The organism is Henriciella barbarensis (assembly GCF_003576345.1).
Lineage (GTDB): Bacteria > Pseudomonadota > Alphaproteobacteria > Caulobacterales > Hyphomonadaceae > Henriciella > Henriciella barbarensis.
Genome location: NZ_QWGB01000005.1, coordinates 575,742 through 588,710, shown reverse-complemented (window position 1 = coordinate 588,710; position 12,969 = coordinate 575,742). Strand labels below are relative to the sequence as shown.

At 59.8% G+C, this 12,969-nt stretch carries 12 protein-coding genes; 11 read left to right on the top strand and 1 reads right to left on the bottom strand.

The genetic code is table 11. The annotated features are described in order from the left end of the window. Positions 1-126: 126 nt before the first annotated feature. The 4 genes from D1224_RS05790 to D1224_RS05775 are packed head-to-tail and all read left to right on the top strand — an operon-like array spanning position 127 to position 4,544. Entirely contained in the window at positions 127-1,638 is a 1,512-nt protein-coding gene (locus D1224_RS05790; RefSeq protein WP_119378960.1) for a glycosyltransferase, read from the top strand. Positions 1,639-1,648: 10 nt separating this feature from the next. Continuing rightward, complete coding sequence (locus tag D1224_RS05785) at positions 1,649-2,485, top strand: ABC transporter permease (protein ID WP_119378959.1); 837 nt, start codon at positions 1,649-1,651, stop codon at positions 2,483-2,485. After that, positions 2,485-3,834 (top strand): ABC transporter ATP-binding protein, encoded by a 1,350-nt coding sequence (locus D1224_RS05780; RefSeq protein WP_119378958.1) that lies wholly within the window; start codon positions 2,485-2,487, stop codon positions 3,832-3,834. Before D1224_RS05785 ends, D1224_RS05780 begins: the two co-directional genes overlap by 1 nt. Next, the gene (locus D1224_RS05775; RefSeq protein ID WP_119378957.1) at positions 3,831-4,544 is read left to right on the top strand and encodes a methyltransferase domain-containing protein; all 714 of its coding nucleotides are present in this window, start codon (positions 3,831-3,833) and stop codon (positions 4,542-4,544) included. Before D1224_RS05780 ends, D1224_RS05775 begins: the two co-directional genes overlap by 4 nt. A 105-nt stretch (positions 4,545-4,649) precedes the next feature. On the opposite strand, the gene D1224_RS05770 is transcribed toward D1224_RS05775, so the two are convergent. Beyond that, positions 4,650-5,267 (bottom strand): FkbM family methyltransferase, encoded by a 618-nt coding sequence (locus tag D1224_RS05770; RefSeq protein ID WP_119378956.1) that lies wholly within the window; start codon positions 5,265-5,267, stop codon positions 4,650-4,652. 143 nt (positions 5,268-5,410) lie between these two features. On the opposite strand from D1224_RS05770, the gene D1224_RS05765 reads away from it, so the two are divergent. From D1224_RS05765 to D1224_RS05735, 7 genes are all read left to right on the top strand, one after another. Continuing rightward, positions 5,411-6,379 (top strand): NAD-dependent epimerase/dehydratase family protein, encoded by a 969-nt coding sequence (locus D1224_RS05765; protein ID WP_147372337.1) that lies wholly within the window; start codon positions 5,411-5,413, stop codon positions 6,377-6,379. A gap of 19 nt (positions 6,380-6,398) precedes the next feature. Then, positions 6,399-7,349 carry a glycosyltransferase gene (locus D1224_RS05760; protein WP_119378954.1) on the top strand — a complete coding sequence of 317 codons (951 nt, stop codon included), beginning with the start codon at positions 6,399-6,401 and terminating at the stop codon, positions 7,347-7,349. After that, entirely contained in the window at positions 7,349-8,194 is an 846-nt protein-coding gene (locus D1224_RS05755) for an SGNH/GDSL hydrolase family protein (protein WP_119378953.1), read from the top strand. Before D1224_RS05760 ends, D1224_RS05755 begins: the two co-directional genes overlap by 1 nt. A 63-nt stretch (positions 8,195-8,257) precedes the next feature. Further along, on the top strand, positions 8,258-9,499 hold the full coding sequence (locus tag D1224_RS05750) for a DUF2793 domain-containing protein (protein WP_119378952.1): 1,242 nt from the start codon (positions 8,258-8,260) through the stop codon (positions 9,497-9,499). 123 nt (positions 9,500-9,622) lie between these two features. Then, positions 9,623-10,711, top strand: coding sequence for an N-acetylneuraminate synthase family protein (locus tag D1224_RS05745; protein WP_182482179.1), 1,089 nt, complete (start codon positions 9,623-9,625; stop codon positions 10,709-10,711). A 13-nt stretch (positions 10,712-10,724) separates the two neighbouring features. Further along, on the top strand, positions 10,725-12,449 hold the full coding sequence (locus D1224_RS05740; protein WP_119378950.1) for a hypothetical protein: 1,725 nt from the start codon (positions 10,725-10,727) through the stop codon (positions 12,447-12,449). Then, positions 12,446-12,964: a KdsC family phosphatase gene (locus D1224_RS05735; RefSeq protein ID WP_119378949.1), complete on the top strand. Its 519-nt coding sequence runs from the start codon at positions 12,446-12,448 to the stop codon at positions 12,962-12,964. Before D1224_RS05740 ends, D1224_RS05735 begins: the two co-directional genes overlap by 4 nt. Positions 12,965-12,969 lie beyond the last annotated feature (5 nt).

Below are 12,969 nucleotides of genomic sequence, written 5' to 3'. Positions count from 1 at the left end.
GGATCAAGTCCAGCATTCAGCGCTTCCGGGCGCGCTGTAGCGCCGTGGCTTGAGCAAATGGCTTTACGCATCTAACGAGCATTGATAACGCCTCGCACCTTACGCGAAACAAGCTCAGGAGCTCCCATGAAAATTGGGCTGCGCATATTCTATAACCCGGCATGGATGGGCGGTGTGAACTATGTTCTCAACATCGCGCGCATGCTGCGCACCCTGCCTGAGGGTGAGCAACCTCATATTACGTTCCTGACCAGTACGCCCCAGGCTGAGGAAATCGCTGCAGAACACGCAGGCCTTGCCGACGAGATTGCGCCTTTCGCAAAAGCCGCGTCCCTGAAGCTCGATTTTGTCTATCCAGCGACGCAGCTGCCAGAAGCACCCTTCGGCGCGCCCTGGGCTGGCTGGATCCCTGACTGGCAGTGTCAGCACTATCCAGAACTGTTTCCGCCAGAAGAGCAGGCCCGACGCTTCCTTCAGTACAGGGAACTTGCGCGTGGCCCGGCGGCCTGCGTCTTCTCGAGCCAGCAGGCGATTGAAGACACCGCAAAGCTGTTCCCCGATTTTGAGAAGGACCACTGGAAGATCTTTCACTTCCCGGCCGTCTTCGATGAAGGTTTCTGGCAGGAAGGCAGCGGCGATACCGACACAGTGCGCGCGCGCTTCCACGTTCCTGACGACTATCTGATCGTCTGCAACCAGTTCTGGCGCCACAAGAACCACCTTCAGATCGTCGAGGCGCTGGCCGCCCGGCCAGGGCTTGATGTGCATGTCGTGATGACCGGGGCCATCGAGGACACGCGCTGGCCGGACTATGCCGCCAGCATCCGTGACCTGCTCGCGCGCGCGGATGTGGCCCGCCGTGTCACGATTACAGACCGGATCAGCCGCGACGAGCAACTCGCGCTCCTCAAGGGCGCGCGGGGCTTCGTGCAGCCTAGCCTCTTTGAAGGCTGGAGCACTTTCGTCGAGGAATCGCGTGCGCTGGGCCTGCCGGGGCTCCTTTCGGACATTCCTGTCCACCGTGAACAGTCGCCAGCGGACTCGGTCTTCTTTGACCCGAATGATGTGGAGTCGCTGGCGAGCGCGCTGGAGCGTTTCGTTGCAGACCCGCCCAAACGCCCCAGCCTTGCGAAGGCGTCCAGCAAGCACGCCGCCTATGTTGCCGACCGGGCGCGCACCTTCATGGAGATCGCCCGTTTCACCGCCACACGTTTTGATCCGGCGCGTCATGACGCCGGCGCGGTCATCGCGCAGGCGGCGCCAGCCCTGTTCGATGAAATCGGCGAACACCCGCATGTCACGCAGGAAAGCTTTGACCGCTGGCTTGGGAATACGCGCCTGTCACTGCGCGAAAACCCGGAGGACCTTGCGCGGATTGGCGGCATGATCGCCGAAAGCAATTCTGCCTTTGCGGCGAAGAGCGACAAGCTCCTCGTTCAGGCAACGCTCGCCAAGGCGCCGCCGGAGATGCGTCAGCGTTTCCTCGATTACGATCCGGCCAGTGATGAGGCAGAGAGACGTGAACGGATTGCAAGCATGCAGTCGGCCATTGATTCTCCACGCGCACGCGCGCAACTTGCGTCACAGAATTTCCTGTTCCGGCTGAAGGATTTCATTCGCCGGAAGCTGCGGAGCTAGACCTTCCGAGATGTCCACACCGTCGAACCAGCCCGTGATCCATATCAGGCCGCAGCGACCTGTCGGCATACTGAGCCTGCCTGAAATCTGGAAGTTCCGGGTCCTGCTGGCGCAAATGATCAACCGGAACATCCGCTCGCGCATACTGAATTCGCCGATCAGCATTGTCTGGGGCTTCATCCGGCCGGCCATCATGGCGCTGGCGCTGGTCTTCATCCGCAATATGTCGGCGGCCAATCTTGGGGCGCAGATCCCATACCCGCTCTTCATCTTCAGCGGGCTGTGTTTCTGGTTCCTATGGGCCGAAATGGTGATTCAGTCGGCAGGGTCGTTACGGCTCGACTCCGGGATTTCCAAGAAGGTCTACTTCCCGCTGATCCTCAGCCCGATCTCGGTGATCGCGGCGCGCTGGGTCGATATCTTCATCATCTCGGCGGCCGTGATCGCCTTCCAGCTCTATCTTGGTGTGCCCCTGTCATGGGAAATTTTCGCCATGGTGCCGGTGACAGCGGTGATGTTCCTGCTCGCCTTCGGCATCGGCGTGCTCTTTTCGGCGCTCTATCTCATCCATCAGGACAATTCGAAATTCCTCGAGACGGCCGTCTATCTTGGCCTTTTCCTCTCGCCGGTGCTGTTTTCGAAACAGATCCTGCCAGAGGTTGTCCAGACCTACTATAATCTCAACCCGATGGTCGGCGTGCTGACCGGCTTGCGCGGCGCGCTCTTTGCGCCAGAGCATGTCGACTGGATGTCTCTCGGTGTCTCCGCGATCATGGCGGTCGGCTTTACCATTGTGGGCCTGCTGCTTCTTGACCGGGTTGCCAAAAGCTACGCTGAGCGAGTGTGATGCCTGATACCCTGCCACAATCTGCGCCCGAAGCGGCGGCCGGTGATGATGAGCGCAAGCTGGTCATGGACGTGCGCGGCCTGTCCAAGCGCTACAAGATGACCTCGCCCGTGACCCGGACCGACAAGGATGGGAACACGTTCAAGGACACTCACTACCACGCGCTCAAAGGCGTCAGCTTCAAGGTCTGGTCAGGTGACCGCGTCGGTATCATGGGTCACAATGGCGCCGGTAAATCGACGCTGCTGAAAATCCTCTCTCGCGTGCTCAATCCAAGCGACGGTGAAGCCTTCATCTATGGCCGGGCAACCTCACTGCTCGAGGTGGGGACAGGCTTCAATCCCAAGATGACCGGGCGCCAGAACGTCTATCTCAATGCCGCGCTGCACGGTCTGACGCGCAAGGAAATCGACCGGCGCATGGATGAGATCGTCGCCTTCTCCGAGATCGGCCGGTTTATTGAGGAGCCGGTAGAGACCTATTCAACCGGTATGCGCGCGCGTCTCGGCTTCTCTGTTGCGGCCCATCTCGACCCCGACATCCTGATGCTGGACGAAGTCCTCTCTGTCGGCGACGCGGCCTTCCAGAAGAAGTGCCTGCAGCGAATGGATGAGATTACCGGCCATGACCGCACCCTGGTTTTCGTTTCGCACTCAACCGGTGCCATCCGGCGTTTCTGCGACCGCTGCATCTGGATCGATCATGGTGAAGTTGTCATGGACGACGATGTCATGAGCGTGACCGAAGCCTATGAGGCGCAGATGATGAATGTCGCTGCGACCTATCAGGCGCCGGAAAAGACCGAGACGAAAACGGACGAGAAGAAGAAAGACGCCAAGGCCGAGGGGCCAAAGGCGAGCAGTCTGCTTGAGGCCGAAGCAGAAGGCCCTGTTGCAGAACTGGTAACGGCGCGCGTTCTTGATGATGCCGGCCAGATTGCGCGCTCGGTCAAGATCGATATGCCCTGCGCCATCGAGATCGCATATGATGTCCTGCAGGCCGATAAACGTGTCGAGCCAGCCCTTCACGTCAGGAATGAAATCGGCGACCTGATGTTCGTCGTCGCCTTCACCGACGGGGACTATCCGGGGGCGATCAACGAGCCCGGCCGTTACAAAAGCCGCGCGCAGATCCCGCCAAATCTTCTCAATGAAGGGCTGCACTATGTGACCGTCGCAATGGTGACAGCAGACCCGATGGTCCGCCATCAGAGTGTCGATAACGCTGTGTCCTTCTCAGTCTATGAGCCGCAGGGCGATGATCTTCAGCGTGCGCGCGGACGCTATTCCCGCAATTTCCCGGGCGGGCTACGTCCTCGCATGGACTGGTCAACGGAGCGCGAGTCATGAGCCAGGTGCCTGCAACTGCGCTGTTTGATGTAGACAATTACATCGCCATCAATGAGGCACGTTGGGCCATCGCCGATAAGGTTCTGAAAGCCTTGCGCTCATCTGGCATGACGCTGGAAACCGCTTATGACTTCGGGGCAGGGCCGGGCTGGTTTGCCAAGCGTCTTAACCATTCAGACCTGAACGTGATGGCGCTTGAAGGGCGCCAGGAAGTTGCGGAGGTCGGTCGAAGACGGGCGCCCGGCTGTGACTTCAGCGTGTTCGATTTCGACAATTGCGCAACGTCCGATGCCTTGGCGCCGCGCGATTTCGCCTTGTCTTTCGGTATTCTCTATCATCTCGAAAACCCGCTTCGCGCGCTCCGCATGATGGGGGCGATGGCCGGTAAGGCAATGCTTCTGGAAACCATGATCGTGCCGGATGGCGATTTCATCGGGCGTGTCGCCCGTGAGAACCCCAACGCGACGCAAGGTATCCAGCCGCTCGCGATGATCCTGAGCCGTGCTGCGCTTGAGCGCGGTATGTGGGCGGCAGGCTTCAGCAACGTTTATGAGTGCAAACTGCCCGTCGAGCATGATGACTTCCGGGATCTTGAAACCCGTCATCCGCGCCGTGGTATCTGGCTTTTGACCCATGATGCGGTCAGCGTTCCCGGATTTGAACCGCTACAGATTGAAGAGCCGCGCCGCGAGGACTATTGGCGGAAATAGGAGCGCGACCGATCTGCTGATGAGCGACCTGGGTCGCGATGCTTAGAGGGGCGGCCATTCTTCATTTGAAGACGCCTTTATCGACTAATCTCCCGACGCCAGGTGTCAGTGTTTCTCGTAAACCGCGTGCGCAAAGAGTGGGCGACCGTCTGCAGCTGAATCATGCTGGCTTCTAAAGCCGCTCAGACGAAAACCAAGCTGGTCGAGCCGTTGGTGAACGTCATTGAATAGCCCTTGCCCGTCATAGATGGGCAGAAAACTGACTTCGACGAGAACGCAGGACGCTCGCCCGAAAGTGGCTTTGCCGCCGTCAATAATTTCAGTCTCGAACCCTTGAGCGTCAATCTTGATCAGAAGCTCATCGTCAAACTTGCCGTCGATGCAATTGTCCAACAATTCCGTTCGCACGTCTTCTGCGCCAACGACAGAAACGAGTTCGCCCCACTCGGCTTTCGTGACATCGGCGACAGGAAGAAGAGAGGAAGCCGAATCGGCCTCAGTGACACTCAGGGATGCCGTGCCGGATTTATCGCTCACGGCGACCGTGTGGACTTCAAACCCGCGGCTCTCGAGTTCCGGGCGATGCTTTGCCTGTGGCTCGAAGGCGATGACTTTCTCAGCCTCAAAAAAACGCTGCAGGTAAGCGCCGAAAGCGCCATCGTTCGCGCCGATATCAATTATGGTTCTGAATTGATGGGCGTTTTTGAGATATGTAAGATTCATTGACTGGCTAATGCACGCTGTTTCTAAGAGAGTTTCATGTATGCGCAGATTGCGGCAACTGAGAATACCCGGTTTCTGTAGTTGCTGGAGGGGGGCGGCGTCGATAATGCGGACATTCGAACTTCAAACCGAGGAGCCACGCCGTGACGACGACTGGCGGAAATAGTACGTCACCCGGCCTTGTAATGATTGCCGGGGGTGGCGGTTTTCTTGGCGCCGCGACCGCCCGCCTGATGGCGTCGGGGGGCTGGAAGGTTGTGACGCTTGGGCTTGGTGCGCCGCAGGGCGCCTTCGTGCGCGAGGGCAATGTCCACCATGCCGAAGGCCTGATCCAGCGCCAGCTTTTCCACGCGGCCATGGCCGATCATGGCAAGCCCGATGTTATCATCCATGCCGCTGGCGGGGCGTCTGTCGGGCGGTCCTGGGATGATCCGCGCGGCGACTTCAACCTGTCGGTTGGCAGCACGGTCGAGATCCTCGATTTCATTCGCGAGGAAGCGCCCGAGGCGCGGCTGGTGCTTGTGTCGTCTGCGGCCGTCTATGGCAATCAGGGCAAAGACCGCCTGTCGGAAACCGACCCGTGTGAAGCCATGTCGCCCTATGGACTGCACAAGCATGTCTGCGAGGAGCTGGTGACCGGCGAAGCGCGCATGAATGGTCTCGATGTGTCGATCGTGCGGCTGTTTTCCATTTTCGGCGAAGGCCTTCGCAAGCAGCTTCTCTGGGATATCATGCGCCGCGTGAGCGCTGACCCGGAAACGACGCTCGACCTTTGGGGCAGCGGGGAAGAGACGCGCGACTTCGTACATGTCGATGACGCGGCCGCGATTCTCGCCATGCTGTCGGCAAAACCCGGCGGCGAAGGCACGGTACGCCTGTTCAATGGCGGTAGCGGCACTGCGATTTCTGTGCGCGAGCTGGCTTCCATGTTGGTCAAGGCTGCTGGATATGACACGCCGTTGAGCTTTAACGGCAAGGCGCGCTCCGGTGACCCGGTGCACCTGGTCGCGGATGCGACACACCTTCGAAGCGATCTTGGTTTTTCACCAAAGGTCAGCATCGAGGCGGGATTGAAACGCTATGCGGACTGGTTCAAGACACAACAGTCCTGAAAACTATGGGAATAATTGAATGACGGATGCCGTTCTTTCGATCGTTGCGGGCACCTATAACCGCTGTGACCAGGTCAAGAGACTGGTCGAGTCCGTGCAGCGCGAGACCAAGATCCCGTACATCCTGTACATCACTGATGCTGGTTCGACCGATGGTACCATCGAGTATCTGGAATCAGTTGCCAGCGACCGTGTGCGCCCGATCTTTGTCGGCAAGCTGCTGGGTCAGGCGCGCGCTTATAATGACGTCTTCATGCAGGTCGATACGCCTTATGTCTGCTGGGTCAGCGACGACAATGAGATTGTCGATAACGGCCTCGACAAGGCGGTGCGCATTCTTCAGGCGAACAAGAAGATCGGCATGGTCGGCCTCAAGGTGAAGGACAAGGAAGGCCCGTTTGTGAAGGCGCCCTATATTGGCGGCGTCTCGCCAATCGGCATTCTGAACGTCAATCAGGGCATGCTGCCGACCGAAGTCATGCGCGCTGTGGGCGGCTTCAGCGAGGAATTCCGAGACTATGGCATCGACCCGGATCTGACCGCCAAGGTGCTCTTCCTAGGCCGCGATGTTGTCTACACCCGCGATGTGACCATCCATCACTATCGCAACTGGGCTGAGGACAAGGAAAGCGAAGACTACAAGAAGCTTCAGGCCAAGCATGAGCGCTTCCATGAGCTCTACAAGAAGAATTACGCCCAGTATGACGCGCCGAGCCGGACGTGGAGACTGAAGAAAAAAGCATGGGACTGGGCGAAAACCCGTCTGTCCAAGCGGTTTGACCTTTCGATGAACTCATCGAAGCCGATCTTCAGAAATCTGCCGCGCGATTACTATAACACGATGATGGCCAAGCATATCGGCATGTTCGATCCGCTCCTGACCATGAACAAGGATTTCCACCTTCGCCAGCGCTATCGCGGCCGCAAGCCGAGTATCCAGCTGATCGGCGAGCCCGGCAATAATAGCTGATGAGTGCTGGGGCGGGCGACCTTCGGGCCGACTGGCTGGCGGGGGATCTCGGTGCCAAGTCCCGCCGGAAAGTGTATTGGCGGTCCGCGCTGGAGGCGTGTGGAGACAGAACGCCCGTCCTTCTTTTTGGCGACAGTATTTTCGCCGGCGAAATCGAATTTTCACGGTGCAGTGACGGTGTACCGGCGGTGTTTCTGCCAGTGTTTTTTTCGGAGCTTGGTCTGAACCGACTTTTCGAAGTCGGAGAGAAGCCGCTTTTCGCGATCTTTGGAGGCTCCCCGGATGACGGTGACGCAGTCGACGCGCTAATCGAGTTGGCCGCCGCGAAATCCGGCACTCGATTTGCCCTTCAGGATAGCGGGCCTCACCCTTTGACCCCTGAAACTCTGCAAGCGCTCATGTCGGCAAGGCTTGGACGGCTTGTCGATGCTGGGCTTTCTGGCTTGGTGCTGACATCGCCGACAGCATCTGGCGTGATGGAACGGTTCGACTGGTCAAGGCCGCTCTGTAAGGGTGGTCCGAGCGCGAATGATGTGACGCTCGACGTCGCGCGTGAACGGCGGGTTCCGTCATTTGATCTTGCTGGACTGATGCGGCAGCTGGCGACCAGTGTCGGCGGTGAGGCGCTGTTCCAGCCTGACGGGGTTCATCTGAGTCTGGCAGGGCGACTGGTGCTGTTGGGGGCGGTCTATAAAGGGCTGACGGGTGAGGTTCCGGTGCTGGACGGTCTGGCCCGGGAGCTTGCGAAAGGCTGGTCAGAAGCAGGGACGGGCGAGAAGGTTTCCGCATCCGAACTGCCCGGATTTGCCCGTCTTGTCAGGGATGCGCTCGCCAGGCAGGGCTGAACTTTCAGACCTTATAAGGTGCACGACTAGGTTCACCGCTCCAGTCAATTGCCGGAGCCCCAGATGGACCAGACCCCCCGTATCGGCCTTTCATACCTCGCCGCCAATCAGGCGATGAAGCATGTCACCCTGAATGAAAGCCTGCGGCGGCTGGACGCGGTCGTGCAGCTCAGCGTCGTGAGCCGGAGCGAAGCGGCCCAGCCCGCAGCGCCCTTGGCGGCGACATCCTACATCCTGCCATCTGAAAAGACCGGCGATGACTGGGACTTCATGGCAGATGGGGCGGTGGCGAGCTTTCAGGATGGCGCCTGGATCGAGATCGCGCCGCGCGAGGGCTGGCTTGCCTGGATAGAAGACGAGGCGTCTCTCTTTGTGCTGACCGGCGAAGGTTGGGAAGCCGTGCAGGGCACAGCGAGCGGGCCTGTCGAGACGCTGGGTATCAATTCCGAGGCCGATATTGCCAACAGGCTGACGGTTCGCAGCGATGCCGAACTGTTGACCCATGATGATGTGACGCCGGGGACGGGCGATGCACGCAAAATCATCAACCGGGCAGATGACACCAGGGTCGCGTCGGTCGTCTTCCAGACTGGTTTTACTGGGGAGGCAGAGTTTGGTCTTGCAGCGAATGGCGGGTTCGAGCTTCGCACCAGTGATGATGGCACCTCATTCGACACAGCACTTAGTGTCGACACAGCAACGGCAAACGTTGGCGTAGGCGGGCCGCCGACGGGGCGGCTATCCGTGATCGACCAGACCGCTGCAACGAACGATCAATCAACCTTGAGCGTGGTGAGGGATGGCTATTTCGCAACCGCCAGCCTCGACACCTATGCCAACCCGGCGACTTATTCATCCTTCTCTATCCAGAAGCGGGCGCGCGGGACGCTCGATGTGCCGCTTCCGGTCCAGTCAGGCGACTGGTGCGGCGGCTTCTCCTTTCGCGGATTTGCGGCTGGGGATAACTGGGTCCAGAGCGCGCTGGTCAACGCGCAAGTGGATGGGCCTGTTTCCGGGACCGACGTGCCCATGTCGCTTGGCTTCTGGACGGGCAATGGCGGCGTGAATGAGCGAGTGCGGATTACATCGGCTGGCCGGGTCGGTATTGGCACGACTTCGCCGAGCTGTGCCCTGCATGTGGCCGGGGCCGTAAGGCTGGGCAGCGCGGCGATTGCGAGCCTTCCGAGCGCGTCGGACGCCGGAGCAGGCGCCCTTTATTTCGTCCCGGACCTGCCTGCCGGGGCGGGTGTAATATTCAGCGACGGCACAGGCTGGAGGAGTGTCACAACAGGTTCACTGATCTAAAGTCCATAAACGCTGTCATATTCATCCATGATCGATTGAAAACGCCGGGGAAACGGGCTAGCCCTTCCCGCGAACCTAGCAGGCGGGGACCACAGTCTCCCGAGAGAGAATGAGGGTATAGTCATGGCTAATCGTGAAATGGTCGTGGACGGAATCAAGATCAGCGACAATGACGACATGTACGTCATCGCCGAGATTGGCCAGAACCATGAAGGCGACGTCCAGAAATGTAAGGACCTGTTCGATGCGGCGAAAGCTGCAGGCGCGCATTCGGTAAAGCTCCAGAAGCGCGACAATCGCTCGCTTTACACCAAGGAATACTACAACCAGCCGTACAACTCCGAGAACGCATACGCGGCGACATATGGCGCGCACCGTGAAATGCTCGAGTTCGACCGCGACGAGTGGATCGAGCTGCGCGACCATGCCAAGAAAATCGGCATCACGCTTTTCTCCACCGCTTGGGACTATAAGAGCGCGGACTTCCTCGAAGACCTCGACATGCCGGCCTACAAGATCGCCTCTGGCGACCTGAAGACGCTGCCGCAGATCAAGTACATCGCGAAGTTCGGCAAGCCGATGTTCATTTCGACCGGCGGCGCGTCGATCGAAGACGTGCAGCGCGTCTATGACGAGATCATGCCGATCAATCCGAACATCTGCATCATGCAGTGCACCTCGGGCTATCCGCCGACCTTTGAAGAGCTGAACATCCGCGTCATCGAGACCTATCGCGAGAAGTTCCCCGAGATTCCGATTGGTTTCTCCAGCCACGATAGCGGTATCGCCATGGCCATGCTCGGCTATATGTGCGGCGCCCGCGTCCTGGAGAAGCACTTCACGCTGAACCGTGCCTGGAAAGGCACCGACCAGGCATTCTCGCTGGAGCCAAACGGCCTGCGCCGTCTCGTCCGTGACCTGCAGCGCGCCCGCGCCGCGCTCGGCGATGGTGTGAAGCGCACCTACGACTCCGAGCACGCCCCACTGATCAAGATGGGCAAGAAGCTCTGCGCAACGAGCGATCTGCCAGCCGGTCACACGATCACCGAAGCTGATATTGCGCTGAAGTCGCCAGGTGACGGCATTGCGCCTTACTTCCAGGACGTCTTCGTCGGCAAGACGCTGACCAAGGCCGTTGCCGATGACCAGCCCTTCACCTTTGAAGACATCGGCCTGACGGAAGCTGCTGCGAACGAAGCCCTCAAAGCCTGATTGGTAAGAGGGTGTGGGCTCGCTTCTCAGCGACATACGCACAGCCGTAAGGCAATCTGAAGCCTATGCGCCGGTCCGGCGCTGGCGGCTTGAACGTCTGACGCGCCGGCCGGGGGTTTACCCTGACTGGCGCGCTCTGCTTTCCGGGCATGAGCAGGACTGGGCTGCCGCGCGCGAGAAAGCGGGCGGCAAGCGCATCCTGATTGCGACCAGCCTTGGGCTGCATTTCACGGCAAATACGGTCGATACGCTGATGGCGGCGGCGCTGACGCTGCGCGGCGCAAAGGTTGATATCGGCTATTGTGACGGCCTGCCTGCCTGTCAGGTGATCGAGCATACGCTAGCACCCAGTCTGCGGCGCATCGCGAAGGAAGGCCCGGGCCCTGATTTCTGCGGGGCCTGCACAGGCGCAGCGAACCGGGTGAGTGCGCCGCTTGGGCTTAATGTCCGCAAGTTTTCTGATGTGCTGGATGAGATGGACCGTGCCGACGCGAAAGCGTTCGGGGAGCGTTGGCAAAACCATCGCAGCACTGAGCATGACGACCCACGCGTCATGCATGCCTATGCAGGGGCGCTACGCTTCTTCGGCAAGGGCGATCTCGGGGCGAGCGATCTGGAGACGCAGATTTTCAGCCGCTATCTGGCCGCCGCCTGGCTGTCCGATGCGGCGGCGCGCAGGCTGATCGAGGCCCATAAGTATGACGTTATCGTGGCCCATCATGGGATCTATGTCCCGCAGGGCCAGTTTGCCGAAGCGGCACGCGATAGCGACACGCGCCTTGTGACATGGCATCCGGCCTATCGGCGCGGGCGGCTGATCTATCAGCATGGCGACACGTATCACCGCGCGATGATCGATGAGCCAGAAAGCGTCTGGAACCAGCGGGCGCTGAGCGCTGACGAAACGATTGAACTCGATACCTATCTCGCGTCGCGAGAAACCGGAGCGCAGGACTGGATCACCTTTCAGCGGCGAGACCCGGAAAGCCTGCAGTCGACCTATGCTGCGCTGGATCTCGACCCGGACAAGGACACGTATCTGCTGGCGGCGAATGTCGTCTGGGATGCGCGGCTGAACTATGCCCAGTCGGCCTATGGCCACATGATTGAATGGGCGATCGACACTGTGTCCTGGTTTGCCAAACACCCCGATCGCCAGCTGGTGGTGCGGTGTCATCCGGGCGAGGTGATGAACAGCCCGCGCGCGTCTGACAGGCTGGACGATGCCCTGCGTGCGGCCTTCCCGGAGATGCCGGAGAATGTGCGGTTGGTTTCGCCAGAAAATGACATCAACACCTATTCGATTGCGCAGCTTTCCAAGGGCGCGCTGATCTTCAACACAAAGCTTGGCATGGAACTGTCAGCGCGCGGCATGCCTGTCGTGGTGGCGGGGGATGCGTGGATCCGCGGCAAGGGTTTCGGGCGCGATGCGTATGACCGGGACTCCTATTTCCGCCTGCTGGAGAGCCCGGGCACGTTCGACCCCCTGACCGATAGCGAGATCGAAGCGGCGCGGCGCTATGTGTACCATTTCTATTTCCGCCGCTGCATTCCGCTAAAAGCGCTGGACGGCTCTGCCGGGTGGCCGCTGACGCAGCTTCATGCCGACGCCTATAGCCTGGCCAAGCCAGACGCCGACCCGAATATGGACGCGATTTGCGAGGGCATCCTTGCTGGTGCGCCGTTTGAAACGATAGATGATGAGAATGCGCGGGACTGCGCGGGGGAGACGCCATGATCAGGTCGCTGGACGATCCGGAATTTGCCGCGCGGGCGCGCGATGTTGAGATACTCGGCATCGATTTCGACGGGGTGATGACCGACAACAAGGTCTATGTGTTCGAGGATGGCCGCGAGGCCGTTGTCTGCTCGCGCCTCGAAGGCTATGGCCTGCGCGCGGCCGCGGCGACCGGCGTCTATTGCTTCATCATGTCGACCGAGGAAAACCCCGTCGTCACGGCGCGGGCGAAGAAGCTGAAGATCGATTGTCAGCAGAATATCCCGGACAAGGTGGCGGCTTTTACCAAGGTCCTGGAAGAACGCGGCCTCAGCTTCGCGCAGGCGGCGTTCATCGGGAATGACACCAATGACAAGGGTGTGCTGCAAAAGGTTCACCTGCCGATATCGGTCAGCGATTCTCACGACGTCCTCGATACGATCGAGACATTCAGAACAAAGCGCCTTGGCGGAGATGGCGCGGTGCGCGAAGCCTGCGATGCGATTGCGCAGGCGCGCCAAGGCAATGAAGGATAGGCAAG

Bases quoted from the DNA above. Each gene is read 5' to 3' on its own strand.
- D1224_RS05750 (WP_119378952.1), top strand. From the start codon at position 8,258: ATGGACCAGACCCCCCGTATCGGCCTTTCATACCTCGCCGCCAATCAG.
- D1224_RS05735 (WP_119378949.1), top strand. From the start codon at position 12,446: ATGATCAGGTCGCTGGACGATCCGGAATTTGCCGCGCGGGCGCGCGAT.
- D1224_RS05770 (WP_119378956.1), bottom strand. From the start codon at position 5,267: ATGAATCTTACATATCTCAAAAACGCCCATCAATTCAGAACCATAATT.
- D1224_RS05775 (WP_119378957.1), top strand. From the start codon at position 3,831: ATGAGCCAGGTGCCTGCAACTGCGCTGTTTGATGTAGACAATTACATC.
- D1224_RS05790 (WP_119378960.1), top strand. From the start codon at position 127: ATGAAAATTGGGCTGCGCATATTCTATAACCCGGCATGGATGGGCGGT.
- D1224_RS05745 (WP_182482179.1), top strand. From the start codon at position 9,623: ATGGCTAATCGTGAAATGGTCGTGGACGGAATCAAGATCAGCGACAAT.
- D1224_RS05785 (WP_119378959.1), top strand. From the start codon at position 1,649: ATGTCCACACCGTCGAACCAGCCCGTGATCCATATCAGGCCGCAGCGA.
- D1224_RS05780 (WP_119378958.1), top strand. From the start codon at position 2,485: ATGCCTGATACCCTGCCACAATCTGCGCCCGAAGCGGCGGCCGGTGAT.
- D1224_RS05755 (WP_119378953.1), top strand. From the start codon at position 7,349: ATGAGTGCTGGGGCGGGCGACCTTCGGGCCGACTGGCTGGCGGGGGAT.
- D1224_RS05760 (WP_119378954.1), top strand. From the start codon at position 6,399: ATGACGGATGCCGTTCTTTCGATCGTTGCGGGCACCTATAACCGCTGT.